This is a genomic window from Streptomyces winkii (genome assembly GCF_032248595.1).
Lineage (GTDB): Bacteria > Actinomycetota > Actinomycetes > Streptomycetales > Streptomycetaceae > Streptomyces > Streptomyces winkii.
The window spans coordinates 139,794-165,874 of the sequence record NZ_JASTTH010000006.1 but is presented as its reverse complement, the minus strand read 5'-3'; the positions used below and the strand labels follow the sequence as shown (position 1 = coordinate 165,874).

At 68.7% G+C, this 26,081-nt stretch carries 23 protein-coding genes, 1 tRNA gene and 3 pseudogenes; 19 read left to right on the top strand and 8 right to left on the bottom strand.

Features of this window, described 5'->3' with window-relative positions; translation table 11 throughout:
* Positions 1-97 precede the first annotated feature (97 nt).
* The 10 genes and pseudogenes from QQM67_RS19635 to QQM67_RS19590 all read left to right on the top strand — a co-directional run bounded on the left by QQM67_RS19635 (position 98) and on the right by QQM67_RS19590 (position 13,021).
* Positions 98-1,654, top strand: coding sequence for a DNA primase family protein (locus tag QQM67_RS19635; RefSeq protein WP_314175264.1), 1,557 nt, complete (start codon positions 98-100; stop codon positions 1,652-1,654).
* A gap of 317 nt (positions 1,655-1,971) precedes the next feature.
* Positions 1,972-3,045, top strand: a complete 1,074-nt coding sequence (locus tag QQM67_RS19630; RefSeq protein WP_314175262.1) for a Gfo/Idh/MocA family protein — start codon at positions 1,972-1,974, stop codon at positions 3,043-3,045.
* Between the two features lie 44 nt (positions 3,046-3,089).
* Positions 3,090-4,094, top strand: coding sequence for an aminotransferase class IV (locus QQM67_RS19625; RefSeq protein WP_314175261.1), 1,005 nt, complete (start codon positions 3,090-3,092; stop codon positions 4,092-4,094).
* Positions 4,095-4,172: 78 nt separating this feature from the next.
* Positions 4,173-5,174 (top strand): DUF3500 domain-containing protein, encoded by a 1,002-nt coding sequence (locus QQM67_RS19620; RefSeq protein ID WP_314175260.1) that lies wholly within the window; start codon positions 4,173-4,175, stop codon positions 5,172-5,174.
* A gap of 36 nt (positions 5,175-5,210) precedes the next feature.
* Positions 5,211-5,993: an SDR family oxidoreductase gene (locus QQM67_RS19615; protein WP_314175259.1), complete on the top strand. Its 783-nt coding sequence runs from the start codon at positions 5,211-5,213 to the stop codon at positions 5,991-5,993.
* Between the two features lie 702 nt (positions 5,994-6,695).
* The gene (trpS, locus tag QQM67_RS19610) at positions 6,696-7,805 is read left to right on the top strand and encodes a tryptophan--tRNA ligase (RefSeq protein ID WP_314175258.1); all 1,110 of its coding nucleotides are present in this window, start codon (positions 6,696-6,698) and stop codon (positions 7,803-7,805) included.
* A 596-nt stretch (positions 7,806-8,401) separates the two neighbouring features.
* Positions 8,402-9,610: a right-handed parallel beta-helix repeat-containing protein gene (locus QQM67_RS19605; protein ID WP_314175257.1), complete on the top strand. Its 1,209-nt coding sequence runs from the start codon at positions 8,402-8,404 to the stop codon at positions 9,608-9,610.
* An 82-nt stretch (positions 9,611-9,692) separates the two neighbouring features.
* Positions 9,693-10,392 (top strand): annotated as a pseudogene (locus QQM67_RS19600) (helix-turn-helix domain-containing protein); the annotation flags it as partial.
* A gap of 261 nt (positions 10,393-10,653) precedes the next feature.
* Positions 10,654-12,237: a carboxylesterase/lipase family protein gene (locus tag QQM67_RS19595; protein ID WP_314175256.1), complete on the top strand. Its 1,584-nt coding sequence runs from the start codon at positions 10,654-10,656 to the stop codon at positions 12,235-12,237.
* A gap of 220 nt (positions 12,238-12,457) precedes the next feature.
* Positions 12,458-13,021 carry a hypothetical protein gene (locus tag QQM67_RS19590; protein WP_314175254.1) on the top strand — a complete coding sequence of 188 codons (564 nt, stop codon included), beginning with the start codon at positions 12,458-12,460 and terminating at the stop codon, positions 13,019-13,021.
* On the opposite strand, the gene QQM67_RS30700 is transcribed toward QQM67_RS19590, so the two are convergent.
* Positions 13,018-13,146 (bottom strand): hypothetical protein, encoded by a 129-nt coding sequence (locus QQM67_RS30700; protein ID WP_399067310.1) that lies wholly within the window; start codon positions 13,144-13,146, stop codon positions 13,018-13,020. The genes QQM67_RS19590 and QQM67_RS30700 overlap by 4 nt on opposite strands.
* Between QQM67_RS30700 and QQM67_RS19585 the strand changes: the two are divergent.
* The 3 genes and pseudogenes from QQM67_RS19585 to QQM67_RS30695 all read left to right on the top strand — a co-directional run.
* Positions 13,085-13,218: pseudogene (locus QQM67_RS19585) on the top strand (SDR family NAD(P)-dependent oxidoreductase); the annotation flags it as partial. The gene QQM67_RS30700 and the pseudogene QQM67_RS19585 sit on opposite strands and share 62 nt — an antisense overlap.
* The gene (locus QQM67_RS19580) at positions 13,192-13,509 is read left to right on the top strand and encodes an SDR family oxidoreductase (RefSeq protein ID WP_399067288.1); all 318 of its coding nucleotides are present in this window, start codon (positions 13,192-13,194) and stop codon (positions 13,507-13,509) included. The pseudogene QQM67_RS19585 and the gene QQM67_RS19580, both read left to right, overlap by 27 nt.
* A gap of 209 nt (positions 13,510-13,718) precedes the next feature.
* Complete coding sequence (locus tag QQM67_RS30695; protein WP_399067170.1) at positions 13,719-13,943, top strand: ATPase, T2SS/T4P/T4SS family; 225 nt, start codon at positions 13,719-13,721, stop codon at positions 13,941-13,943.
* Here QQM67_RS30695 and QQM67_RS19570 read toward each other — a convergent pair.
* Genes QQM67_RS19570 through QQM67_RS19550 form a run of 5 tightly spaced genes read right to left on the bottom strand, consistent with a single transcriptional unit; the run spans position 13,900 to position 15,977 of the window.
* Complete coding sequence (locus QQM67_RS19570) at positions 13,900-14,289, bottom strand: GH32 C-terminal domain-containing protein (protein ID WP_399067286.1); 390 nt, start codon at positions 14,287-14,289, stop codon at positions 13,900-13,902. The genes QQM67_RS30695 and QQM67_RS19570 overlap by 44 nt on opposite strands.
* Positions 14,271-14,795, bottom strand: coding sequence for a hypothetical protein (locus QQM67_RS19565; protein WP_314175251.1), 525 nt, complete (start codon positions 14,793-14,795; stop codon positions 14,271-14,273). The genes QQM67_RS19570 and QQM67_RS19565 overlap by 19 nt, the downstream gene beginning before the upstream one ends.
* Positions 14,796-14,806: 11 nt before the next feature.
* Positions 14,807-15,031 (bottom strand): hypothetical protein, encoded by a 225-nt coding sequence (locus QQM67_RS19560; protein WP_314175250.1) that lies wholly within the window; start codon positions 15,029-15,031, stop codon positions 14,807-14,809.
* A 57-nt stretch (positions 15,032-15,088) separates the two neighbouring features.
* Entirely contained in the window at positions 15,089-15,256 is a 168-nt protein-coding gene (locus tag QQM67_RS19555) for a hypothetical protein (RefSeq protein ID WP_314175249.1), read from the bottom strand.
* Entirely contained in the window at positions 15,249-15,977 is a 729-nt protein-coding gene (locus QQM67_RS19550; RefSeq protein ID WP_314175248.1) for a TetR/AcrR family transcriptional regulator, read from the bottom strand. Before QQM67_RS19550 ends, QQM67_RS19555 begins: the two co-directional genes overlap by 8 nt.
* An 83-nt stretch (positions 15,978-16,060) precedes the next feature.
* On the opposite strand from QQM67_RS19550, the gene QQM67_RS19545 reads away from it, so the two are divergent.
* The 3 genes from QQM67_RS19545 (at position 16,061) to QQM67_RS19535 (ending at position 18,612) form a co-directional block, all read left to right on the top strand.
* On the top strand, positions 16,061-16,921 hold the full coding sequence (locus tag QQM67_RS19545; protein WP_314175247.1) for an SDR family oxidoreductase: 861 nt from the start codon (positions 16,061-16,063) through the stop codon (positions 16,919-16,921).
* A gap of 145 nt (positions 16,922-17,066) precedes the next feature.
* Entirely contained in the window at positions 17,067-18,260 is a 1,194-nt protein-coding gene (locus QQM67_RS19540; protein WP_314175245.1) for a pentapeptide repeat-containing protein, read from the top strand.
* A gap of 88 nt (positions 18,261-18,348) precedes the next feature.
* The gene (locus QQM67_RS19535) at positions 18,349-18,612 is read left to right on the top strand and encodes a recombinase family protein (RefSeq protein WP_314175244.1); all 264 of its coding nucleotides are present in this window, start codon (positions 18,349-18,351) and stop codon (positions 18,610-18,612) included.
* A gap of 765 nt (positions 18,613-19,377) precedes the next feature.
* Here QQM67_RS19535 and QQM67_RS19530 read toward each other — a convergent pair.
* Positions 19,378-20,299, bottom strand: a pseudogene (locus QQM67_RS19530) (helix-turn-helix domain-containing protein).
* A gap of 292 nt (positions 20,300-20,591) precedes the next feature.
* Between QQM67_RS19530 and QQM67_RS19525 the strand changes: the two are divergent.
* Positions 20,592-21,143, top strand: a complete 552-nt coding sequence (locus QQM67_RS19525) for a hypothetical protein (RefSeq protein ID WP_314175243.1) — start codon at positions 20,592-20,594, stop codon at positions 21,141-21,143.
* A gap of 261 nt (positions 21,144-21,404) precedes the next feature.
* Here the strand turns inward: QQM67_RS19525 and QQM67_RS19520 are convergent.
* Positions 21,405-21,477 (bottom strand) — tRNA-Arg (locus tag QQM67_RS19520).
* Positions 21,478-21,817: 340 nt separating this feature from the next.
* On the opposite strand from QQM67_RS19520, the gene QQM67_RS19515 reads away from it, so the two are divergent.
* Both QQM67_RS19515 and QQM67_RS19510 read left to right on the top strand, forming a co-directional pair.
* Positions 21,818-23,569: a dynamin family protein gene (locus QQM67_RS19515; protein WP_314175242.1), complete on the top strand. Its 1,752-nt coding sequence runs from the start codon at positions 21,818-21,820 to the stop codon at positions 23,567-23,569.
* 5 nt (positions 23,570-23,574) lie between these two features.
* Positions 23,575-26,046: a GTPase gene (locus QQM67_RS19510; protein ID WP_399067165.1), complete on the top strand. Its 2,472-nt coding sequence runs from the start codon at positions 23,575-23,577 to the stop codon at positions 26,044-26,046.
* The last annotated feature ends 35 nt before the right edge of the window (positions 26,047-26,081 follow it).

The following is a 26,081-nucleotide window of genomic DNA, read 5'->3' as shown; positions in this document are numbered from 1 at the left end:
CCTGGAAGCACGCGGTGCGGCAGCTGCCGACGAGACCCGGGCAGGAGGCCGGTCCGCAGCCCGCGGGTGGCGACCGCCGGTGACACACTCCGCACCCGTGCCGAGCACCGTCACCGACCGCGGCTCCGCCCAGGAGCCCCCGCGCCCGCCGTACCCGCTCCCCGCTCCGGCGACGTCCCGCCCGCGCCGGCCCGGCCCCGCGCCCGTACGACGGCCTTCGCCGCCGCCCGGCGGCCTCGTGCCCGACAGCCTCACCGACCGTGGCAACGCCAAGCTCTTCGTCAGCCTCTACGGGCGGGAGTTCCGGCATGTGACGGGGCTCGGCTGGCACCGCTGGACCGGCTACCGCTGGGAGCTGGACGAGGACGAGGCCGTCCTGTGGGCGGCGGGCGAGATGGCGGAGGCCCTCGGCGACACCGACCCCGCCGGCAGGTTCTCCGACGGCGCGCTGCGCCGCCACCGCCGCCGGGCACTGTCGACGGCCGGGATGAAGTCCATGCTCATGCAGGCCAGGGCAGCCCCCGGCATGGTGCTCAACGCCGCCCGCCTGGACGCCGATCCGTACGCCCTGTGCACCCCGGGCGGCGTCGTCGACCTGCGCAGCGGGGACCTCGCCCCGCCGGACCCCCGGCACCATCTGCACTGCCGGGCGACGGCCGTGACGCCGGAGCCCACGCCGATACCGCGCTGGCGGCGCACCCTCAGCGACGCCTTCGGCGACGACGACCAGGGCCACCGGATCATCGCCTACCTCCACGAGTTACTCGGCTACTCCATCACCGGGGAGGCCGGTGCCCGCGTCCTGCCCTTCCCGCACGGGGCGCTCGACGGCGACCGGAGCGTGCTGCTCGACGTCGTGACCAGGCTCCTCGGCGAATACGCGGACACCGTCCCGCCCGCGCTCCTCACCTCCCGCTCCTCCGCCGCACGCCCCGCCGACCTCGCCGAACTGCACGGCCGCCGGGTCCTGGTCTGCTCGATGCCCGAACCGGGCACCGGGCTCGACGAGGCACGCGTACGGCTGCTGACGGGCACGGACCGCATCAAGGCCCGGCGGCTGCGCCAGGACTTCTTCAGCTTCCGGCCGACGCACAAGCTGTGGCTGCTGGGCGCAGCCCGTCCGGACGCGGTCCCCAGCGGACGGCTGCTCGCCCGCCGCACCAAGCACGTACCGTCGGCGGACTTCCCCCGCGGCGCCCGCGAGGCCGCCCGGCTCTCCGACGTCCTCGTCGGCGAAGAGGGCCCGGGCATCCTGAACTGGCTCATCGCGGGCGCCCGCCGCTACCTCTCGGGACCGACGAACCTCCCCGGCCCGCCCGGGCTCTCCCCGCCGCCGGTGCAGGCGGCGGGCAGCGGTGCCGCGTGGCTGGACCCCACCACGCGCTTCCTGGCCGAGTGCTGCACGCTCGGCCCCGGCAGGCGCTCCGAACAGACCCGCCTCTACAGCCGCTACCGGCGGTGGTGCGAGGAGCAGGGTCTGGGCCCGGAGTCGTCACGGGCGTTCGCGGCGAAGGTACGCAAGGCCGTGGGCATCTCCACGCCGAAGCAGATGGTGCTCTCCAACCAGCGCAAGTACTACCCCGGGATCGGCATGGACGGCCAGGACGAGGAGGCGGCACGGACGACGGCACCAGGGCGGCCACCGGCCTGCTGACGGATTCGGGAAAGGAGGCATGCCGAGGCGTGCCGGATCACTCGATCAATGATTGTCCGAGAAGTCGAAGAAGTGCAATACCGACTCCGCACAAGCGTTTATCAGCGACCGAGAGAATTTCGGTAGCTGAGACAATGCAACACAAGAAGGCCCAGCTCAGACCGTGTGCGCGGCGCTGCTCAGCGACCGAAGCGACCGAAATTCCGCATGTTTCTCCGGTGCATTCCGGTGTGTATTGACACCCCTCGGAACGCTCGGCTTCACTCGTCTACGGACCGAGGAATTTCCGCTGCCCCGCCGCACCTGGGAGAGTCCCGATGCCAGCCTTCACGCACGCCGTCATAGGCTGCGGCCGAGTGGCCCCCAACCACGTCGACGGTTTCTCCGTGCTACCCGACACCACCGTCGCCTGGGCCTGCGACCGCGACATCGAACGGGCCCGCGCCCTCGCCCAGCAGTGCGGCATCCCCCACGTCACCGACGACCCGCGCGACGTACTGCACGACGCGGACGTGGACGCCGTCTCCATCGCCGTCGACCACGCCCAGCACGCCCGACTCGCCTCCACCGCCCTGAAGTCCGGCAAGCACGTACTGCTGGAGAAGCCGCTGGCGCTGGACGTCGCCGACGGCACGGCACTTGTCGAACTCGCCCAGCAGACCGGGAAGTTGCTCTCCGTCGTCTCCCAGCACCGCTACGACCCGGTGGTCCGCGCCGTACGGCGGTGGATCGACGACGGGCTGCTCGGGCGGCTCGTCTCCTCGACCGTCGACCTCCAGTGCGCCCGTACGCACGACTACTACGGCGACAGCTACTGGCGCGGAAGCTGGGCGGGCGAGGGCGGCTCCGCCGTGATCAACCAGGGCTACCACGCGCTCGACGTCACCCGCTGGCTCCACCGGGACCTGGACGTGGTCGCCGCCGCCGCGCGCACCGCCGCCATGCGCGAGGTGATGGAGACCGAGGACACCCTGGCCGCCGTGCTGCGCAGCCCCGACGGCGCGCTGGTCACGTACAACGTCACCGTCGCCGGGGTGGTCACCTGGCGCACCCGCATCGGCGTCGTGGGCACCGAAGGGTCAGTGCTCTTCGACCTCGACCACCCCGGCACGCTCCATCTCGCCGAGGGCGGCGCGGAGTTGAGGCGCGCGGCGGACGCCCTACGGGAGCGCGGCGAGCCACCGGCCCCGCCCGGCAAGGGCTACTACGGCATCTCGCACCGCCGCCAGATCGCCGAGTTCCGCGAAGCGGCATGCGGCGGCGTCCGGATGAGCGCCGGCGCCCAGGAGGGACTGGGAACGCTGCGGCTGCTGAACCGGCTCTACGAGCACGCCCGTACGGGCCTTCCCGTCCCGGACGGCGACCCGGCGGACGCGGCTTTGCGCGCATAGACATCCCCCGTTCCCTGTCCCGTCCTTTCCGGAAAGGAACACTCATGTCTGCTGGCTACGGGCGGCTGATCTGGCGCAACGGCGTCCTCATGCCGTGGGAGGAGGCCACCGTCCACGTCAGCTCAGTGGGCCACGCCTCGGTCTCGGCCGCGTTCGAAGGGGTGCACTCGTACTGGAGCAGCACCCGGGAGGCGCTGCACGGCTTCCGGCTGCGCGACCACATGCAACGCCTGCTCGATTCGCTGCGCATGAGCTGGATGGAGCCCGAGTTCGACGCGGACGCGCTCGTCGCCGCGACGGTCGAACTCCTCGCGTCCTGGCAGACCACGGGCAAGGACCTGCACGTCCGCCCGTGGGGCTTCGCCGCCGGGACGCATCGCCAGCAGATGGTGCCGCGCGGCACCCCGGCCGAAATCGCCATCGAGACCTGGGAGTTCGAGAGCAAGCTGGGCCAGGGCCACACCTGCACGCTCGCAGTCAGCTCATGGCCGCGGTTCAACCACGGCGCCTCACCGGCGTCGATGAAGGTGTTCTCCAACTACCACAACGGCCGGCTGGGCAACATCGACGCCAGAGCACGCGGGGCCGACTGGCCGGTCTTCCTCAACACCAACGGCCACGTCACCGAGTCGTCGGGGTCGTGCATCGCCCTGGTCAGACGCGGCCGGCTGGTCACCCCGAGCCTGTCCGACGGTGTACTGGACAGCATCACCCGGCGCACGCTCATCCAGCTGGCGCAAGAGGAGCTGGGCCTCGTGGTGGAGACCAGGCCGGTGGAACGCACCGAGCTGTACCTCGCCGACGAGATCTTCCTCATGGGCACCTCGGCCGAGGTGCTGCCCGCCGTCGAGGTGGACGGCTTCCCGATCGGCGACGGCAAGACCGCGGGTGAGATCACGCAGGCGGTCGAGGCCTGCTACCACGACACCGTGCGAGCCGTGACCGGCGAGCACGACGAATGGCTGACCCCGGTGCACCTCGACGGGGCTCCTGGCGCGCCGTCGTCCCTCTCCTCCACTGGTCCGGGCGATGCCCGGAGTTCGAAGTGAAGCGTCCCGCCCTCACCTTCGAGGACGGCTCGCTGTGTTCAGCACTCCCGCAGACGACAGAGGGGCAGGCCACAACGCATGTCACAGACAACCCACCACACCGCGGCCACCCACGTCGTCACCGATGTCGCCGACGCCACGCGCCGGTTGATCGGTTCGCTGGACGCCGGCCAACGCGAACACGCGATTCGCGCGGTCGACGACGACGATCTCAGGCACCGCTGGGCGTATGAACCCGGCACACGACCCGGCCTGGAGCTCGGCGATCTCCGGCGAGACCAGCGCAAGGCCGTGCACGGCATGCTCACAACGGTGCTCAGCCCTCACGCCTACGCGCAGGCCGCGGCGGTCATGGCGCTGGAAGACGTCCTCGACCACCGGGAGGGCGGGCACCGCGACCGTCACAGCGGCGACTACTGGACGATCCTCTTCGGCAGCCCGGACGGCGACGAACCGTGGGGATGGCGAATCGAAGGCCACCACTTGTCGGTGAACGTCGTCGTCGCCGACGGCCGCGTCTCGGCCACACCGTTCTTCCTCGGCGTGAACCCGGCCCGTGTCACCTACCGCGGCCGCGTCGTCGGCCAGCCGATGCTGCTCGAAGAAGAACTCCCACGCGAACTCCTCGACCGCATGGACCCGGCCGCCCGACGCCTGGCCGTCGTGTCGGACCTCACGCCACACGACATCCGCAGCAGCGACTCCCCGCGCATCGCCCCGTCAGAACCGGTCGGCGTGACGCCGGCCCAACTCGGCAGGCCCGCCCGCGAGCTACTGCTCGACGTCGTCCGCCTCTACCTCGACCGGATCAGGCACGAACTCGCCGACAAGGAGTTCGCGCGGATCGACCAGGAACGTCTGCACTTCTCGTGGGAGGGCTCGCAGCGTCGCGGCGAAGGCCACTACTACCGCGTCCAGGGCCCCGAACTGCTCATCGAGTACGACAACACATTCAACGAGGCCAACCACATCCACAGCGTCTGGCGTCGTCCTTCGGGTGACTTCGGCGACGACCTTCTTGCCGCCCACTGCGACGCGTCGCGGCACACCGCCGCCGTTGGTACGGCCCAGAACGGTTGACGACGCCGTCGTCACCACGGCAGGGGAGGAAAACCGATGGATGTCCGCCTGGACGGCCGCAGAGCCGTCATCACAGGTGGCAGCAAGGGTCTTGGGCTCGCGATGGCCAAGGAATTCGCCGCCTCCGGCGCCGATGTGGCGATCCTGGCCCGCAATCCCGATTCGCTGGCAGAAGCCAAGGCCGTCGCGTCGGCCGGTGCCCGTGGACGGGTCGAGACCTTCCGCTGCGACGTTTCCAGGGCCGCCGACATCCAGGAAGCCCATGACGCGGTCGTCGGCACGTTCGGGCAGGTCGACATCCTGATCAACAATGCCGGCCAGACCCGGTCCATGCCGTCGGACCAGATCACCGATGACATCTGGCAGGAAGACCTGGATCTGAAGCTTTTCGCGGCGATCCGCCTTACCCGGCTTGTCTGGCCGGGCATGAAGCGACGCAAATGGGGCCGGATCATCAACGTGCTCAACACGGGGGCCAAGACACCGCAGGCCAATGGCGCCCCCACGGTGGTGTCGCGTGCGGCCGGCATGGCGCTGATGAAGGTCCTCGCCGGTGAGGGCGCCCCGCACGGAATCCTGGTCAACGCCATGCTCGTCGGCCAGATCGTGTCGGACCAGATCGCGCGCCGTCACAGGGCCGAGGGCACGAACGTCTCATTCGAGGACTATGTCGCCGAGGCCGGCGCCGGTATCCCGGTCGGCCGCATGGGCAAGGCCGAGGAGTTCGCCGCCATGGCCTGCTTCCTGTGCTCGGATCACGCAGGCTTCACCGCCGGCACGGCGATCAACATGGACGGCGGCGCCTCGCCCGTGGTTTGACCCCGCCGGGGCGCAGCGGCTGTGGCAGGCCGGCGCTGCTGCTGCGCGTGACCAGCGAAAACGCCTTGCTCTACGGGCGTAGAGCAAGGCGTTCGTCTGCGCCCCCGGCAGGACTCGAACCTGCGGCCAAGCGCTTGGAAGGCGCCTGCCTCGTTGCTTGACGCCCATCCCTTGACCTGCAGCGATGCGTCTCCTGTGCTCTTCCCGTCTAGGGCTGTGGGACGTATGTGGGATCTGCAAGGAGTTGGTCTCCTCGCAGGGGGAGCGCGCGGTCATGGGCACACGGCTTCGGTGGACGTTCGAGTCCCAGGAGTTTCCGCAAATCAGAGTGTTAGGTGAAGGGGTGTCAGCCACTCTGGCCCACAAATAGCCCACAGCCCAGCCGCCGCCGACCGCCGGGAAGGGGAAGACCTTGGCGTCTGTGCCGATCTCCGCGTCGGTGTCGTTCTTGATGTTGGTGGCAACGAAGTTGCCCTGCGGCGCGCCTGGGTCAGGCGATGAGCACTCCGATTCTGCACGCGCATGCCAGCTGACGCTATGCTGGATCTGTGCATCTTTCGTCGTGTCTGAGCTGGTGGCGCTCCTTGTAGGAGCGGCCAACTCTCGTGCATGACCGGGCCGTTCGGATGAACGGCCCTCATGTGCTCCTGGCCTTGGGTCGTGTCGTCCTGACGGCGATACCCGACCCACCAGGAGACACTCATGAACACCACCGTCCCCGCCGCGGACCCCCAGGCTCTCGCCGACGCCCCCACCGACGCGCCTGGGAAGCGTGCCGCGCAGGCTCGCAGCACGGCCTTGGACGAGCTAATCCATAAAGACCCGGGGCAGTTCAGGGTGCTGACCGGAGACCGCCCCACTGGTCGGCTGCATCTGGGCCACTACTTCGGCACGCTCCACAACCGGGTCCGTCTCCAGAATCTCGGCGTGGAGATGTTCGTGCTCATCGCGGATTACCAGGTCCTGACCGACCGCGATGTGGCGGACAACCTTACCGAGTACGCCGAGGAGCTCTTGCTGGACTACCTCGCCATCGGCCTGGACCCGGCACGCAGCACGATCTTCACGCACAGCTCGGTTCCCGCTCTCAACCAGCTCCTGCTGCCCTTCCTCAGCCTCGTTTCGACCGCCGAGCTGAGCCGCAACCCCACGGTCAAAGACGAGATCGCCCACTCGCGACAGTCCTCCGTAAACGCACTGATGTTCACCTACCCCGCCCACCAGGCCGCCGACATCCTCTTCTGCAAAGCCGACCTGGTCCCAGTCGGTCAGGACCAGCTCCCGCACCTGGAAATCACGCGCACCATCGCCCGCCGCTTCAACGACCGCTACGGAGCGGGCGCCGCTGTGTTCCCTCAGCCCGACGCCCTGCTCTCGAACGCACCGCTGCTGCTGGGCACGGACGGTACCAAGATGAGCAAGAGCCGTGGCAATTCCATCACCCTGGCCGCCGGCGCCGATGAGACCGCCCGCCTGATCAAGGGAGCCAAGACCGACGCCGAGCGTCACATCACCTACGAACCGACCACTCGCCCGGAGGTGTCCTCGCTGCTGTTGCTGGCGGCCCTGTGCCAGAACCGGACTCCCCAACAAGTGGCCGCCGACATCGGCTCCGCGGGCGCCGCCGCACTGAAGAAGACCGTGACCGAGGCCGTCAACGAATACCTGGCGCCGATCCGCGCCCGCCGAACTGAGTACACGCACGATCGCACCCACCTCCGCCAAATCCTTCACGAGGGCAACGAACGAGCCAGAGCCGTGGCTGACGCCACCCTCACCGAGGTGCAAAACGCTATGCACAGCCACTACTGACGAGCGCGCGCCGACCCGCACCTTTCCCCCCGGAGCATCCCGATGCCGCCCTGGCAAGAAGTCCGGCGCCTTCCATCAACGTCACCCGACCTTGAATCGGGGTGCCTTCCAATCCCATCGACAGTTGACATCGCTACTGCTCGATTAGGCCACGGCGGCCCCTCCCCGGCGCCCTCGGCCCCCGATCAAGATCCGGCTACTTGGGCAGCTTCGGGGGGCTTTGCGGCGGTCATGCGGAAGGTCAGCGCCGTGCCGTCCGCGCTGGCGCATAGTGCTTCCTCTCATCGACCGCCATCCCCTGTTCGCATGCTGGCGAGCTCGTCCAGCCCGTCTTTGCGCCCCGCCGCCCGGCGGCTGGATGGCGTCACATACCCGTACCACACGTACGGAGTGCTACCACTTGCACACTCAGTGTGACTTATTTAGGTTCGTCATCGGCGAGCGCTTACTCGTCTTTCGGCTTGCGTAACCGGTGAATTCCGGCAGACGCAAGGTAATTCCACGGGTGCGGCTACCGGCTTATGTGCGATCCCCGGTGCCGACTGTATTGACGCGCGGCAGGTTACGGTCCACACCGAGGAGCCAAGGAGAAGGCCATGAAGAAGTCAATTCTTGTCGCAGCATGCGTGGCAGCGGCTACGGCGTTCCCGACGGTGCCCAGTCAGGCGGCTCAGACCACTCTCGTTGTTGATGACAATGGAGCGCAATGTCCCGGTGCGCAATTCACCACGATCCAGGCGGCGATCAATGCGGCCTCGTCTGGAAGTACGATCAGGGTTTGCGCCGGAACTTACAACGAGACTGTCAGCATCAACAAGGCGAATTTGCAATTGGTCGGACCGGCCGTCGCCCCCAGAAGCACGGCGTGCCGTCAAGCCGGAGCCCCGGATCCATCCAAGCAGGCGATCATTCAGTCGACGGGCGGTTCAGGCACCGTCCGCCTGCTGGAGAACGGCATTGGATTCTCCCGCTTCACCGTCCAGAACAACACGTCCAGCTATGGCATTTCCACGAGTGCGGCACACTCAGGTCACCGAGTCCAGCAGAATCTGATTCAGGACAACGTCTTCGGGGTCTACTTCGGTTCCAACGGAACGAATCAATCAGAGGCTGAACAGAACTGTATCCGCCGAAATAATAAACCCGGTTCGGCGAGCGGCAACGGAATCTACACGGATACAACCCTGAAGAACGCAGGCATCGAAACCAACACCTTTTCCCGCAATGAAAACTCTGGTCTCCTTCTGGACCCGGTGACACCCGGAGGAGTCGAGAACGTCAGAGTGAAAACGAACACCTCTCTGGAAGACAGAGCCTTCGCGTTCATCTTCAGGTCCCAAAACGTCGACGTAGGCGCTAACAACATCCAGAACAACACGGACGCCCCAGGGATCTTCTTCGGCGACAACAACACGAACTTGAGGATCACCTCGAACACCATCAACAGGGGTTTCCTAGGTGTACGCGGTAACGCCTTCGGTCTTACGCCCAGCACCAACGTCACCATCGCCAGCAATTCGATCACCAATTCCGAATCAAGCGCTGTCGGCCACGGAATCAGCGTGGCACCGAACTCCCTCACGAACTCCGCCATCCACGGGAACATCACCAGCGACAACGCCGGCGACGGCATCCGCATCGACGCCGGCGGCAACGGAGGCAACACCATCACCACCAACGCCGCCCGCAACAACCGCATGCTGGACTGCCGAGACGACACCACGGGCACCGGTACCGCCGGCACGGCTAACACCTGGAGCGGCAATGCTGGTCCGAAAGCATCGCCCGCCGGCATTTGCCGCTAGTGCTGTGACCGCGTAGGTTCGCCGGGTTCGTGGTCGTGGCGGTTGGATGTGCGGTGACGTCCGTTCGACCGGTGGAGGCGCGGTGGCTGAGCCTGTCCGTGTGCGCAGACTGACCGACCAGGAGGGGCAGAAGCTGCAGCGGATCGTGCGCCGCGGCAGCACCAACTCGGTGCGCTACCGGCGGGCGATGGTGCTGCTGACCTCGGCCGGCGGGAACCGGGTGCCGGTGATCGCCACAGCTGGTGCAGGCCGACGAGGACACGGTGCGAAAGGTGATCCACTGGTTCAACGAGATCGGCCTGGCCTGTCCGGACCCTCGGTGGGCGGGAGGCCGTCCCCGCCTGCTCAAGCCTGACGACGAGGACTTCGTCGTGGCGACGGCCACCACCCGCCCGACCAGGCTCGGTCAGCCCTTCACCCGCTGGTCGATCCACAAACTCGCCGCCTACCTGCGCCGCGTGCACGGGCGCGTCATCCGGATCGGCCGGGAAGCCTTACGGTGCCTGCTCCTGCGCCGCGACATCACCTTCCAGCGCACCAAGACCTGGAAGGAATCGCCCGACCCTGATCGCGACACGAAGCTCGACCGGATCGAGCAGGTGCTGGGGCGCTTCCCTGACCGGGTGTGCGCCTTCGACGAGTTCGGGCCGCTGGGGATCCGGCCCACCGCGGGCTCTTGCTGGGCGAAGCAGGGCAAGCCCGACCGGCTTCCGGCGACCTACCGTCGCACCCACGGCGTCACCTACTTCCACGGCTGCTACTCGGTCGGCGACGACCGGCTGTCCACGGCAGCCGGATCATCCTGGAGCCGATACGCCCCAGATCACAGCCGCTGACAACTGGTGCCTCATCAGACCATCAGCCCGAGGGAACACCGATTGTCCGATCACCAGGGCCTACCAATCTGGGACCCCAATCTGCCGTGCACACAATGACCAAAACAGTGACACCGGTCACAGGCTCCGCCAAGCTCCCCTCTGCGCTGAGGCCGCACGAAGGACACCCTCCGGTGAACCGGCCGACGCGTACCTCCAAGGAGCCGCATGCCTGTCTCTCTTCGTTTGCGCATCTCTGCCCTTGCGACTGCCGTTGGCGTGGCCCTCGGACTGATGGCCACGCCGACCTCGGCTGCATCACGCCCTTCACCCGTCGTGAAGACGGAGACCGGTGCCATCCGGGGGGCGTCCAAACAGATCCCTGCAACGTCACTCAACGCCGATGCCTTCCTGGGCATCCCCTATGCGGCGCCTCCGCGGGGCGCCTTGCGGTGGAAGCCTCCGACGCGGGCGGCCTCTTGGCGGGGAGTGCGCGATGGCACCGTCGCGCCTCCCATCTGCCCTCAGGGCACCACTGGCACCGAGGACTGCCTGTACCTGAATCTGCATCGGCCCGCCCACACCGCACGCAACGCATCGCTGCCGGTCATGGTGTACGCCCATGGGGGCGGCAACACGGGCGGGAGTGCCAACGGCTTTGATGGCGGGCGGATCGCCGCCGTCAACGGCGTCATCGTCGTCACCTTCAACTATCGGCTCGGCGCCCTGGGCTTCTTGGATCATCCGGCCATTGCCAAGGAATCCCCCACGGGGCAGGCGGGCAACTACGGCCTCATGGACTCCAAGGCGGCGCTTGAGTGGGTGCAGCGCAACATCACCGCGTTCGGGGGCGACCCGACCAGGGTGACGTTGGCCTCCCAGTCGGCCGGGGCGACGAACACCTGCCAGCTGATCACCGACCCCACGACCAAAGGGCTGTACAGTGCCGCCATCTTGAGCAGCGATGATTGCCTCCACGACGTCGACACCCCGAGTCAGGCCGTTGCCCGTGCGGAGGATTTGGCCAAGAAGGTGGGGTGCACCGAGTCGGCGAAGGTGGGGGAGTGCCTGCGGTCGAAGACGCCGGCCGAACTCACCGCGGCGGGAGGCAACTGGAACCCTGTCGCCACACGGCCGGCCAACGAGAAGATCGCAGCGGGTGACTGGAACCGTGTCCCGATCATGAACGGCAGCACCCGGAACGAGGGCCGGTCGGCGGGGACGGAATTCACCAAATTCACCGCTGCCGACTACAGGGCCTGGGTCACACGACTCGTTGGCCCCGACAACACCGACGCCGTGTTGAAGGCCTACCCGGCCGACAAGTACAGCGGAGAGTATGCGATCCCCTACGTGATCGGCGACCTCATCACCGACAGCGGAATGCGAGGCCTGGGCGGCTGCACGAACGTTGCTCTGGCGAAGAGCTTCGCGTCGCAGACACGAACCTACTACTACCAGTTCGATGATCCGAACGTGCCGGCACCGAGCACCCCTGCCGGCTACGAGTACCTCGCATCGCACGGATACGACGTGGCCTACTGGTTCCCGGACAGCCGCGAAGATGTCTCTTCCCGCTTCACACGGGCACAGTGGCAACTGTCCGCCGAGCTGATCAGGTACTGGGGTGAATTCACCAAGACCCACCGCCCTTCTGGCCCGGGGCAGACATCCTGGCCTCGGCTGACGGACACCATGATGACGCTCCAGCCGGGCGGCAGCCGTGTCAGTCCGGTACGCGAATTCATGGCGGAGCACGCATGTTCGTTCTGGTCGACCATGCCAGTCATTCTCGATCGCGGTGAAATCTGAACCGCACAGGCTGCGAGCGCGGGCTCATCCCATGAACGAGTCCCGACATCATGGGATGAGCCCGGCCCGCCGACGTCACCCGCGACACCGTCTGCGACGGCCTGCGCTCGCGCGGCATCGAGCCCACTGACCGCACCGCAGCCGCAGAACGGCCGCCCCCGCCCTACGAACCGTTGCACGGGCGCGGCCGTGCATGGACTCGCCAGGGAAGAACTCCAATGTGAGACGTGACCTTTCCGCCCTCCTCCAGCAAATCTTCGACGTTCAACCGCTCGCCGATCTCCCGCCGGTCATCGAGTACCCGTACCACAACGAGCGCGGCGACATGGCGACGGTGCCGAGGCAGGACTTGCCGTACCGGCTCGCGGCAGTCGGTGGCGGCATGACCTGGCGTCCGTCTTCAAAGGGATCTTGCTCTGAGCAGGAACGACGCGAATGTGACTGCCGCTTCGCAGGAGGTGACGTCCAGTCAGATCTGGTCGCGATGCCGCGGAAGTTCTCGAGCCGGTTCAAGCAGCGTTGGTTGCTGTTGCACTTGGCGGTAAGCTTCCCGGTCGAACTGGGCTGGTCTGCCGCCGCGGCGGCCGCGGTTGTGGCGGTTGCGCTGCTGGTCGGTCTTCTCCCTGATGGTGTGCGCGATCCCGCGCCAGCGGAAGTATGCGCGGAATCCGCGGGAGCTGCAGGCCATGTCCGCGATCACGTGGTGAGGGCGGCAGCGTGGTCGGCCAAGGCCGGTGCGGGGAACCCGGCGGCCCCTATCGAGCACACCGAACTCCGCACCTAGGAGCCCACCTTCAGCGTCAGCGTCACCGGCCAGTTCCTCGGCATCAGGGCCGTGGCTCTGTCGATGCGCAGGGGCGGTGGCGGAACCATCGTCAACATCGCCTCGACCATGGCCCACGTCGGCAAGGCCTTCTACGCCCCTACACCGCCAGCAAGTGGGCCGTGCGCGGGCTGACCAAGACGGCCGCGCTGGAGCTGGGGCGGGACAACATCCGGGCAGATTCCCTCCACCCCGGCGTCGTCTCCACACCGCTGATCAACGAACCCACCGTCGCGGGCCAGCCGGCCGTCGCCGACTTCTACTCGCCCGATCCCTTCGCCATCCCCCGCCTCGCTGAACCCTCTGAGATCACCCGCCTGTTGTTCTTCATCACCTCCCAGGACGCATCTTTCGCTACGGGCTCGGAATTCGTCCTGGACGGGCCCTGCTGCTCGGCCCTGCACCCCAGCACGAGGCCGACATCGCAGCTTGAGCAGGCAGGGCAGTAGGGAGCGTGCACGCGGGCGCCCATCTTGTTCAAGGTGAAGCGATCTGCCTTGCGATGATGACGGGCTGTGGCAGCGGATCTCGGCGCAGGAGCGGTTGATCACCATCGAGGACACCCCTCGAACTCGGCCTGGACGCCTATACCCAGACGCACCCGGACACCGTCGCCCTGCAAGCACGTGAGGCCGCCAAGCTCGAAGGCCAAGGCGCCGTGACCCAGGCCGAGTTGGTGCGCTGGGCACTGCGGATGTCCCCGGACCGCGTCATCGTCGGCGAGGTCCGCGGCAGCGACGTCGTCGGGCAACGCCGCGACCGTGATACGCGGTCCGCACGGGCCCCTGCCGTAGTCGTGGCAGGGGCCCGTGCGGACGGTGGATTGTCCGGTCAAGCTCTCAGACGGCCATGCCTCCCATCTTCCAGACCGTCAAGGACGTGACAGTGCTGCCTTCTCCGAAGAGCTGTATGCCGAGGGAGTCCCTGCGGGAGGGGTAGGCCCTAGTGGTGACGGAGCGGTGGGAGTTCGCGTATGCCTCGATGATCGAGCGGTCGACAAACACGTCGAGTGTCAGCGTGCCGTCGATGAGGGCGAGGGGACCCTTCTGGATGCCGAGGTCTGGCACGGCGCTGGAGACGTTTCCGGACCGGGTCCGGTCCACTCCCAGTTCTTTGGCCGAAGTGTCGTAGAAGAAGCGGGTGCGTTCCTCGTCTCCCGGGCTGCGCAGTACATGGAGGCCGAAGTCGGCAGCGCTGCCCGCCTCCATCGTCAGCTTGATGTGGAGCAGGTCTCCCTTGACCGAGGCGAGCTTAGCGTCGCGTCGGATACGGAGGTGGGGCTGCTGATGTTCACGAGTGCCGCGCCATCGTGGAGGTTGGCCACCTCGGCCACGGGCGTGAAGGCGAGGTCGCCGTCCTCCCGCTGGGACAGCACGATGGGAAGTCCGGCGTTGTGCGCCCATCCGGAGTCGTAGTGACCCTGTTCGGAGCGGCGGTCTTGGGCGATGGTGAAAGCCAGAGAGCGTCCCTTGTCGTCGACCATGCCGCTGGGGCCGGTGAAGCGTTCGCCGTAGTCGAGCAGGCGCGGTTCTGTGTCGTCGGGTGTCCATTTGCGGGAGCTGCCATCCCAGACGCCGACCCAGTAGAAGGTGTACTTGCTGCTGTACTCGCCGGGACCGGCGGGGAAGGCGGGATTGACGAGCAGCGCGCGGCGCTCGCGGCCCTGTGCGTCCTTGCCGATCGGCAGGAAGGTCGGCAGCTCCCACACCTGCCCCGTCTTCGGGTGGGCTGCCACGTCCCCGACCATCAACGGCCCGCGTAGGTCCAGTCGGTGAGGTTCGTGGAGGTGTAGAGGAATGCCGTGCCGCCCAGGTCGGTGCCTGAGGAGGTCTGGACGCCCGATCCCACCAGCTGGAACCAGGTGCCGTCCTGCTTCCAGACGAACGGGTCGCGGAAGTCCCCGAAGCGGACCTTGCGGTCCGCGCCGACGTCGAGATCCTCCTTCTGGCTGATCACGAGCGTGGGGTGCATCTTCCACTTCGCGAAGTCGGAGTCGCTCGGGTCGGCGGGGCGGGCGAGGCCGACTGCCTAGTTGGGCTTGAGGGAGTCGTTGCCGGCTGTGAACAGGAGGGCGGGGACGCCCTTCTCGTCGAGGGTCGAGGCCCCGGACCAGACGCCGTTGGGTGCCACGCTGTCGGCGGTGGGTGCGAGTGCGACAGGCAGGTCGCACGGGGCTCCTGACGCGCGATCAGGCATGCGGAGCGCCACCGTCCGCTGCCAGGCGGGTGAGCCACTCGCGCAGCAGGTGTTGCTCGGCGTCGCTCAGGACATCGGCATCGTCGGGGAGGGCGGCGCGCAGTGCGCGGGCCGCCGCGGCGGGGCCGGTCTCCGCGGCGGGGACCGTCGGTTCGGCGCGGGTGATGGCGGCGACCATGGCCTCGCGGAGGGTGGTCAGCAGCGCCGGATTGCGTCGTTCTTCCGGGGTGGAGTGCCAGGTGGTCACCGCGCCCTGGCCGGTTGCATGGATGATCTGGGCGGCCAGCTCCTCATCGACCCGCAGCCACCCCCCGGCCGCCAGTCGGCGCACCCGGCCGTGGAGGATCTCCAAGCCCGCGCGGTGTGCCATGTCCGCCCCCCGGCCGGTGGCCCTGTTCATCACCGCGAACAACTCGGGGCGGGAGACCCCGAACTCCACCACCATGTCCCAGCCGCGGCGCAGCTCCTCCACCGCGTCCTGCGGTTCGGGATCGTGCAGCGCGCGCTTGCTCTCCAGGAACTGTGCGTAGCCGTGCTCCGCGACGGCCTCAAGGAGCCCCTCCTTGTCGCCAAAGAAGCGGTAGATCGCCGGCGGCTGCATTCCGGCCGCGGCGGCGACCGCGCGGGTGCTCACCGCGTCCGGGCCGCCGTTCTCCAGCAGGTCGACGGCGGCCTCGACGATGCGGCGCCGAGGGCTGTCGGTTGAGTCGCGCGTAACCATGAACCGATGGTACCGATGATTTGATTCCATCGGAATTTCCAGTGTTATCGTTTACCTGATTCCATCGAAAACAAGGAGAACCCATGATCATCGTGACCGGAGCCACGGGAAAGCTCGGCCGTCGCACCGTCGAACGCCTTTTGGAGCGCGTTCCCGCCGACCGCGTCGGCGTCAGCGTCCGCGATCCCCGCAAGGCCCAGGAGCTCGCCGACCGCGGCGTCCGTGTCCGGCAGGGCAGCTTCGACGATCCCGCCTCGCTCGTGCATGCCTTCGAGGGGGCCGAGCAGTTGCTCCTCGTCTCCCTCGACCGCGCGGGCGAGGAGTGCGTCAGCGGCCACCGAGCCGCCATCGACGCCGCCGTGAAGGCCGACGTCGGCCGCATCCTCTACACCAGCCAGATGGGCGCCGCCCACGACGCCCGCTTCCAGGCATGCCGGGACCACGCCCAGACCGAGGACCTGCTGCACGCCACCGGCCTGCCCTGGACCGCGCTGCGCAACGGCTTCTACGCCTCCAGCGCCTTGCAGTTCCTGGAGTCCGCTCGCCACACCGGCGACATCGCCCTCCCCGCCGACGGCCCCGTCGCGTGGACCGGCCACGACGACCTCGCCGAGGCCACTGCGGTGATCCTCGCCGAGGAGGGCCGCTTCGAGGGGCCCACTCCGCCGCTCACAGGCCCGGCGGCGCTCGACTTCGGCACCATCGCCGCGATCGCGTCCGAGACCACCGGGCGGCCTTTCACCCGCACCATTGTCCCCGACGACGCCTTCCGAGAGCAGGTCCTAGCGCACGGCGCTCCGGCCCCGATTGCCGACCTGATGCTGAGCATCTTCGCCGCGGCGCGGAATGGCGAGTTCACCGCGGTCGGCTCGACGCTGGCCGAGCTGATTGGGCGAAAGCCCGCCACCTTCCGTACCCACCTGGTGCGTGCCTGGGCCGAGTAGATCCAGTGGGGCGCGCAGACAGGCCCGGCCTGACTCGCCGCCCACTACGCAGTGTCCTAGCACCAGTTGCCTCGGTGGCTCGCGGTTCCTGGCCCATTCCGGTGTGCCTGCAACCGGGTACGCGATCAACGGCATCGTGGTAGCCATGAAGACCGATCTCTACAAGCGGCGCACCCGGGCGAGCCACATGCGCAACGTCCGCCGCTGGGGAACACGCACGCTGTTACTGCTTGCTGCGCTAGTGCTGTTCGTCGTGCTGCCTGTGGGGGTGTGGAAGGGCCCCTATTTGCTCGACGGGCAGTACCTCGACACTGAGTCCATCGGCGAGGGGGCTGGTTCCGCGGCCCTTGTCACTGGGTTACGGACGGCGATGGTCACGTGTGTGGCTTCGATAGGCGCCGGCATCGCGCTCTTCTACACCGCCCGCAACTACCGACTGAACCACCGAGGCCAGGTCACCGACCGCTTCACGAAGGCACTCGAACGTCTCGACTCCGAGCACATCTACGTACGGACAGGCGGCATCCTCGCCTTGGAACAGATCGTGCAGGACGCTCCCGAACAAGCCGCCCACGCAGCCCGCGTGCTGGGGCACTTCGTCCGACACATGCGTCTACCCAGCTCGTTGGACCGTCCGGACGCCGACGTACAGGCCGCGCTGTCGGCGCTCACCCGTCCGCAATCACGTACACATATCAACCCAGCCGAGACCCCCGACCTGCAAGACCTCTGGTTGTCCGGCGCCCAGCTGAGCGGAGCGGACCTGACCGGCGCCAGGATTGGCGGGGCGAACCTGACCAACACCCAGCTGCACGGGGCGGATCTCACCCGCGCATGGCTACGCGGGGCGGATCTCACCCGCGCCGGTCTGGGCAACGCGGATCTCACCGGCGCCTGGCTGGGCGGGGCGGATCTCACCCACGCTCAACTGCGTGGGGCGGATCTCACCCTCGCCTCGCTGTACCGCGCGAACCTCAAGGGCGCCTCGCTGGAGGGAGCGAAACTCAGGGGCGCCTCGCTGGAGGGAGCAAACCTCAATGGCGCCAGGCTAAGGGGAGCGGATCTCACCGGCGCCCACTTGGGTGGGGTGGACTTCACCTATGCCCGGGTGAGCGGGGCGGACCTGCACGTCGAGTCGTCCGCCCGGCTGCGGGGGGCGGACCTCTCGACCGCCAAATCATTGACCGTCGAGCAGGTCTTGTCGGCTGCATCACTCAAGGGCGCTCGGCTGCCGCCAACCATCGCTGAAGATCCCCGGATCGCAGCCCAAATGGAGTGCGAATCAGGAGGGGGAGAGCGAGACGCAGACGAGGCAACGCCTGGAGACGATGTTGGATGAGATTCGTTGAGTACGAACGGGGGTGCCCTGCCTCGAGACAGGTTCTCGCTAGTCTACATGTCGGGAGACCCTTCGCATGTGTGAGTGAATGACTTCCTCCACCGAATGGGTCGCCGTCGGTGACGAACTCGCGACCTTCCCTGCGGGTGCCAGCGGCGCTCGGATCGGGTACGCCCGCGTCTCCACCGAGGGGCAGACGCTCGACGGCCAGATCGCCGCACTCGAAGCGGCGGGCTGCGCGGGTCTTCGCCCGGCACGACGGGGCCGCGGCCCTACAGGGGAGAAGACACTGACTGTGCCGGGCTGCTCGGATCCATGTGCCCCGCGGCCACCGGGCGCCCAGCGGAGGTGAATGCACCGTTCCCCTCGGCGACTGGATCCACGAAATGCGCGGGAGTACCCGAGCAACTCACGGAAGAAGAGCGGCGCGCCCAGGAGAGTGTGTTCATGGTGTGCGATGTGAACCTCGCCCGCTCAGGCAACCCGGCGGAGGAAGGGCCAACGGCGCAGCCAGAACAAGCAGGTTGAGAGTCGGCCACATGAGAACCGCCTGGCGCCGCTGAGTGATCATTCGAGGTATGGGGTCGAGACGGCCGAACTCCACCTCGATTTCACCCCGTCCTACGTCCGCGGCGGGCTCCGCCCAGGCGACCACCCTGCGCACCGCACACGGAACGCGGCTACGGCCCTACCAGAACGGGCTACAAAGCCGAGTGGCTCCACCTGGCCGACCTCGCCACCTGAGCCGTAACTCCCCGCCACGGTCTCGCCGATCTCTTGGCCGACCTCGCCTTCGCCACCGATCTGGCCGCGCTAGCGGGCACGTGCTGCAGCAGGATGGGGCATCGCGTGACCCTCTCGGTACACCTCGACCCCGCTGTGGCCGCCCGCGACGTCCACGGGACGCTGGCCAGTCTGCCCCAGCTGTTTCAGCTCCCCCCGGGACCGGCCGACGTCATCGCGCTCGGCGGATCTGAATGGTCGCGACAGCTGGAGTCGGGACACTCGCCCGCGTGTCGTGCTCCCCACCGACATGCAGCCGACCTGCCTTGATGCCGTACACCGGCTGGCCACATACGCCGACAGCCTCGCCATCCCCGATAGACCTAGTGCCGCATCAGGCAACGTTCGCCCTGTTCACGACTTCGCGGAGGGATTGTTCGGCGGCGTGGCGGTTTCGCCAGATGATGTAGCGGCGGATCATGCTGCCCTGCTCCTTGTGGCTGGCGTGGTCGGTGCCGTCGAGGGTGAAGTAGCGCAGGGCGGTGAACTGGGCCTCGATCCGGTTGAGCCAGGAGCTGGTGGTCGGTGTGTAGGCGATCTCCACGTTGTTCGCCGCAGCCCACATCGCGACCCGCTGGCACCGTTTCGTGCTCAGGTGCGGTGAGTAGTTGTCGCAGACGATCGCAATGCGTACGTGCATCGGGTGCAGCGTGCGTAGGTAGCGGCAGAACTCCAGGAACTTCGAGCGGTTCTTGGTTTTCTTGATGTGCCCGTAGAGCTGGTCCTTGGCGAGGTCGTAGGCGGCGAACAAGTGCCGGATCCCGTGGGGGCGTGTGTAGGTCGCTCGGCGTCGGGGCCTGGGCTCGCGGTCGGGATCCTTGTGCCGGCCGCCGCGTTCGGTCTATTGCCGGCCTCGTGGCTGATGTCGTCGACCACCCCTCGGCGACCAGGAAGTCGGCCAGTTTGGCCAGACTCCAGGTCGAAAACGGCAGGCCGTGCTCGACCGGCCTGGACTTGGCGATCTTCTTGATCTCCAGGCGTTCCGGGAGGGTTAAGGTCTTCGGTCGCCCGCCCTTGTATTTCGGGTAGAGCGAGTCGAAGCCGTCCGCGTTGAAGTTGTGGATCACATCTCGGACCCGGTCCGGGCTGGTGAATGTCACCTCGGCGATCTTCGCCACGGGCATGCCCTGTGCGGATAACAGAACCATCTGAGCCCGCCGCCAGGTCACCACCGAACCGGTGCCCCTGCAGATGATCCGCAGCAACCGCCTGCCCTCGTCGTCATCAATCTCCCGGACCCGCACACGTTCAGCCACGTGATCATTCTGGCCATCCGGTGCTGCCGTGCACAGGCAACCCAGCGATGCGTCACGACAGGGCGAACGTTGCCTGATGCGGCACTAGCGCACAACCTGCGGGATCTCGTCGAGTTCCTGCGCCGACGCACAGTATTTTCCTCGAGCTCGGCATCCCACGCCGGGGCGCACAGGATGCCTCAGCTTCTTGTCCTGCGGTGGAAGGTCTGAAGCAGCGCTGCACATTCTCGACCCCGAGTACCGGACTGGGAATGGGCAGTTGAGCCATTCTCAGCCGTACGCAGGCGTGGGAATGAGCGCCGGGCGGGCCTCCCCGATGCACTCCCCGCCGAACGGTCCTGGTGAGTGCCTGGACCAGGACAGCGAGGCGCAACCGGAGGTCGGCAGCCAGTGGACGGATACAGGCGAAGTCCACGAGGAACGGGATCTCAAGGGCCGGGCTGAAGGCGACACGCGGCCCGTGCCCGTCCACCCTTCCCTGGTGGCGCTACTCCGCGACATCATCGCGCGGTACAAGCTCAAGCCGACCGATCTCCTCTTCCCCGGCGAAGGTGGCGGCATGCTCGCCGGCTCGGTGTTCCGGCGCGTTTGGGGCAAGGCGCGCAAGGAAGTGCTACCGGCACATGAGTACGAATCGCCCATGGGTAAGAAGCCATATGACCTACGTCATACCTGCCTCACTACCTGGCTGAACAACGGCGTTCCCCCGGCGCAGGTTGATGAATGGGCAGGCAACAGCGTTCCTATCCTCCTGGCCATCTACGCTCGCTGCATCGCTGGCCAGACTCCCGATCTGCTCAAGCGCGTCGAAGGCGTCCAAGACCTCCCGTCGGCCAGCTCGTGAGGGGGTTCAGGTTCCGCCCCTCAACCCGCTCGACAGTTGCGCCTCGCGGCAACTATCGGGTCCCGGCAGCAGGGGTGCGGCAGGGGGATTCTGTGGGACGCATGTGGGACGACCAGCCGTAGATACCCGGTTCCAGCCGGAGTCAGCCGGACATCCGCCTCCGGTGGAACCGTCGGATCCGTTTCACCCGGAAAGCCCCGCCATAGCGTCTGAACTGCGAAAACGCCTTGCTCTACGGGCGTAGAGCAAGGCGTTCGTCTGCGCCCCCGGCAGGACTCGAACCTGCGGCCAAGCGCTTAGAAGGCGCCTGCTCTATCCACTGAGCTACGGGGGCCGGTCTCGGTCGCGGAGGAGTGGGCGTGCCTCCGGGTGACCGTGGCGCGGTCAAGGATAGGGGTCCCCGTGGCTGGCGCTGTGTGCTTCACGTCCGCGACGCCATGTGGAGGTTCAGTGAAGCGCTCCCGATAATCGCAGGCTGGTGCGATTCGTGCAGCGGTTTTGGCCGTGAGCCGCACGGGTGTTGCTCGTTCGTTATGGCTGTGCCGACGGGGGTGCAGTCGGCCCGTGGGGCACATGGTGCGAATGGCTCTATTGGCGCCCGAAACCGACTGTTTTCGCCCCGCAGAGACGTGGATACGCTTCAAAAACCGCCTGAATTTGGGCATTCTTCGCGTGTGGCGATCTTGAACGTACGGCCTGAACTGCTTGACGCACTGTCGGCGCTTCGCGATGGCGTCGCCGCCGCACGCTTTCCCCTGCCGCTGCCCGGCGCCGAGCGGGCCCGCCGCTCACGTGACGAACTCCTCGCCCAGCTCGACGACTACCTCATGCCCCGGCTGCGCGCCCCGAGGGCGCCGCTGCTCGCGGTGGTCGGGGGATCGACGGGCGCCGGAAAGTCGACGCTCGTCAACTCGCTTGTGGGGCGCAGGGTCAGCGAGGCCGGGGTGCTGCGACCCACGACGCGTACGCCCGTACTGGTGTGTCATCCCGAGGACGAGCAGTGGTTCGCGGGGCAGCGCGTACTGCCCCGTCTCGGCCGCGTATGGATGCCGCGTCAGGACGTTCCCGCCCAGGGGCCCGACGACGCTGTGCACGGGTGCGCCGCCGAGGAACTCCTCGGCACCGAGGACGGCCAGGACGAGGAGGACGGCGAGCGCACCCTGCGCATCGAGACCGACACCGCGCTCTCGCCCGGCCTCGCACTGCTCGACGCCCCGGACATCGACTCCCTCGTCGCCGCCAACCGCGATCTCGCTGCCGAACTGCTCTGCGCTGCCGACATCTGGGTGCTCGTGACGACCGCCGCGCGCTACGCGGACGCCGTGCCCTGGCATCTGCTGCGTACGGCGCGGGAGTACGACGTCACGCTCGTCACCGTCCTGGACCGGGTGCCGCACCAGATCGCCTCCGACGTGGCGCGGCAGTACGGATCGCTGCTGATCCGCGAGGGACTGGCCGACGTGCCGCGCTTCACCGTCCCCGAACTGCCGGAGTCCGCAGGGGGATCGGGGCTGCTTCCGGCAACGGCCGTTGCGGGGCTGCGCAATTGGCTGACCCAGCGGGCGCTCGATCCAGCGGCGCGCGCGGTGGCGGGCCGCCGTACCGCCGCGGGGGCTCTGGCGTCCTTGCGCTCCCGCGTCGCCTCGCTCGCGAACGCCTCGGCGGCGCAGCACGCCGCCGCGCTGCGCCTGACGGGGCACATCGAGGAGGCGTACGAGGAGGCGCGTGTACGCGTGCGGCGGCACATCGCGGTCGGTGAACTCCTCGCCGGCGACGCCGCCGCGCTCTGGCACGGGTTCCCCGTCGACAGCCGGGGCGAAGAAGTGCTGGACGCCTTCGAGGCCGGACTGACCACGCTGCTCGCCTCCTCCGTCGCCGCCGCCGACGAACGCGTGGCCGAGGCGTGGCGCCGCGACCCCGCGTCGCCCGGCGCTGAGATCACGGAGATCGCCACCGGGCAGGCGGGGCAGGGCGGCCGCGTGGCCCATGACGCCGGCGACGGCCGGGGACGCATGAACCTGCTCGTACGGCGCTGGCGGCGCTGCCTCGAAGAGCTGACCGAGGAGGAAGCGCGCGCCGTGGACCACGGGTTCGGACGGGACGCCGAGGAGGCCGCTGCGATGCTCGCGACGGCTCTGCTGGGCGGCGGGCACGCCGCCGGCGCGTACCGCACCCTGGCCGGCGCCTTCGGCGAGCCGAGCGCGCGGCGGTTGCGGGAGTGCGGCATCCGGCTGCTGGCCACGTACGTCGAGCGGGCGCTGTACGGGGAGCGCGACAGGCGGCTGGCGCCCCTGGACGCCCTGGAGACCGCGCCGGACCCGCAGGTCGACCTGATCGCCGCGCTGTCGGTGCTGCGCAAGGCGGAGGCGGCGACGCTGTCGGGGCCTGGAGCACGGAAGTTGTCGCAGTCGCAGACGGAGAGGTGACCGCAGTGTCCACAGCGGATGTTCGTACTGATGGCGCGCGCGATGAGGAGCACGCCGCTCCGGCTTCGTACGGCTCGGAGCACGGCTCGGAGCACGGCTCGGAGCACGGCGCCGATCAGGCGGCGGAGCCCGACCCGTCGGCGGCGAGCGGCGCGGCAGGCGCCGATGGCGGAGAGCGTGGGGACGCGGCCGAGGCCGGCGAGGAGAGCGCCTGGGACGACGGCCTGATCGCACGCCGCGCCCGCGGAGACGCGGCCTCCGGCGACCGCCTCGGAAGGTCGCGGGCCGCCGCGCTGTGGGGCCCCGAGCCAGAGGCGGACGACGACCTGGCGGGCGCATCGGGCGCCGCCGGGCACGGGAGCGAGCCGGGTGCCGGTGCCGACGGCGGCGCGGCCGTCGACCGCCAAGGAGCGTCACTGCGGGGCAAGTTGCCCGACCAGTCGCTGACGGGGTGGCCCCCGATGAGCGACGCGCACTCCCGGGGGCTGTACGAGAGCGAGACGTTCCGCGAGGAGAGCGCACTGGGCCGCCGCGTGGTCGCACTGCGGAGACTTGTCGACCTGTCGAGAACGCGTCTTCCGAGGCGCGTGCTCGCGGAGGCCGACCGCGTACTGGACGCCGCGGACGCGCGCGAGCGCCTCTCCCGCCGGTACACGACCGTGGCGATCGCGGGAGCCACCGGAAGCGGCAAGTCCTCGCTCTTCAACGCCCTCGCCGGTACGCGGCTCTCGCAGGCGGGCATGCGCAGGCCGACGACCGCCACGCCCGTCGCCTGCTCCTGGGAGGTGCCGGGAGCGGGCCCCGCCGACGGGCTCCTGGACCGGCTCGGCATCCCGGAGTCCACGCGGCGGCTGATGCGTCCGGAGTCCGACTGGCGGGGACGCATCGACGAGGGCGCGCGCAACGAGCTCGAGGGGCTCATCCTCATCGACATGCCCGACCACGACTCGGCGGCGGCGGGCCACCGCGAACAGGTCGAGCGGCTGCTGCGGCTCGTCGACGCGGTCGTGTGGGTGCTCGACCCGGAGAAGTACGCCGACGCCGTGCTGCACGAGCGCTATCTGCGTCCGCTGGCCGGCTACGCCGAGGTGACGTTCATCGTCCTCAACCAGACCGACAGGCTGCCGGGTGATGCGACGGGCGCCGTCCTCAACGACCTGCGCAGGCTCCTCGACGAGGACGGGATGGCGCTGGGCGAGCACGGGGAGCCGGGTGCGCGCGTACTGGCGACGTCGGCGCTCGTGGGGGAGGGGATCGACGAACTCCGCACCGAGCTGGCCGGGTTCGTGGCCGAGCGGCGGGCCGCGTCGCTGCGGCTGAGCGCCGACCTCGACGTGGTGGTGGAGCGGCTGCGCCCGGCGTACGCGCCCCCGGGTCCGGTGACGGCCGCGAACGCCCCGACGGGGCTCACCGAGGAGGTGCGTGAGGACTTCTCGGGACGCCTGGCGCGCGCGGCGGGGGCCGTGGCCGCCGGACAGGCCGCCGAGCGTGCGTGGCTGCGGCACGCGGAGCGGGCGTGCGGAACTCCGTGGGCGCAGTTGCAGCACTGGTACGAGGAGCGGCGCTCGCGCAAGGAGGCAGCGGCGGGTACGGCGGGACGGAGCGCGGCCGGGAGCGCCGAGCCGGGGGACGCCTGGGTGCCAGGCGCCGGGTCCGGCCCCGACGGCTCCGGCGGTGACGGGACGGGCGACGTGCCGGGCCGGCGGCCGGACGGCGCTGCGGCCGAGGTGCGCGTCGAGGCGGCGCAGGGCGAGACCGTCGACGCGGGCGGCGTCGAGTACAGCGAGTACGGCGTGGAGGACACTGCGGCGCCCGTGGTCGCGCCCGGGCGTTGCGGTGTCGCCCGTCCGCGGGTGGCGCGCCCGGCGGTGGCGCACGCGGTGCGCACCGTGGTGGATCAGGCGGCCGCGGGACTTCCCGACGAGTGGCGCAGATCCGTACGGGACGCCGCATGGCGCGGCGCCGCGGGACTTCCGGAGGCGCTGGACGAGGTGCTGAGCGAGGGTGCGGAAGCGGCCGTGGACGGATCCGGCGGCGAGGGCCGCAGGGGTCGCGGGGGCAGGGCCGCACACGGGGAGCCGTCCGCCGCGGGGGCGGGCCGCACGGGGGCCGCCCCGCGCCGCCCGTTCTGGTGGAGCCTCGCGCTGGCGGGTCAACTCGTCCTGCTCGTACTTCAGTTGACCGGAACGGCCTGCGTGCTCGGCGCGGCGCTCGGAGTGCGGCTGGTTCCGGAGTGGGCCGGTGTGGCCCTCCTCATCGGAGGCGTGCTCGGAGGCTCGCTGCTGGCCTGGGGGTGCAGGTTCGCGGCTCGCGGGCCGGCGGCGGAGTACGGGCGGCGTGAGGAGTGGCGGCTGCGGCGCCTGGTCGCGGGGTGCGGCCAGGTGCATGTGCTGGAGCCGGTGGCCGCCGAGCTGCTGCGCTACCGCGAGGTGCGTGAGCAGTTCGTGATCGCGACGGGGGACACGTCCTCGTTGTAGCGCGCGTACGCGGGCCGGTGCGCGCGGAGCCTCTC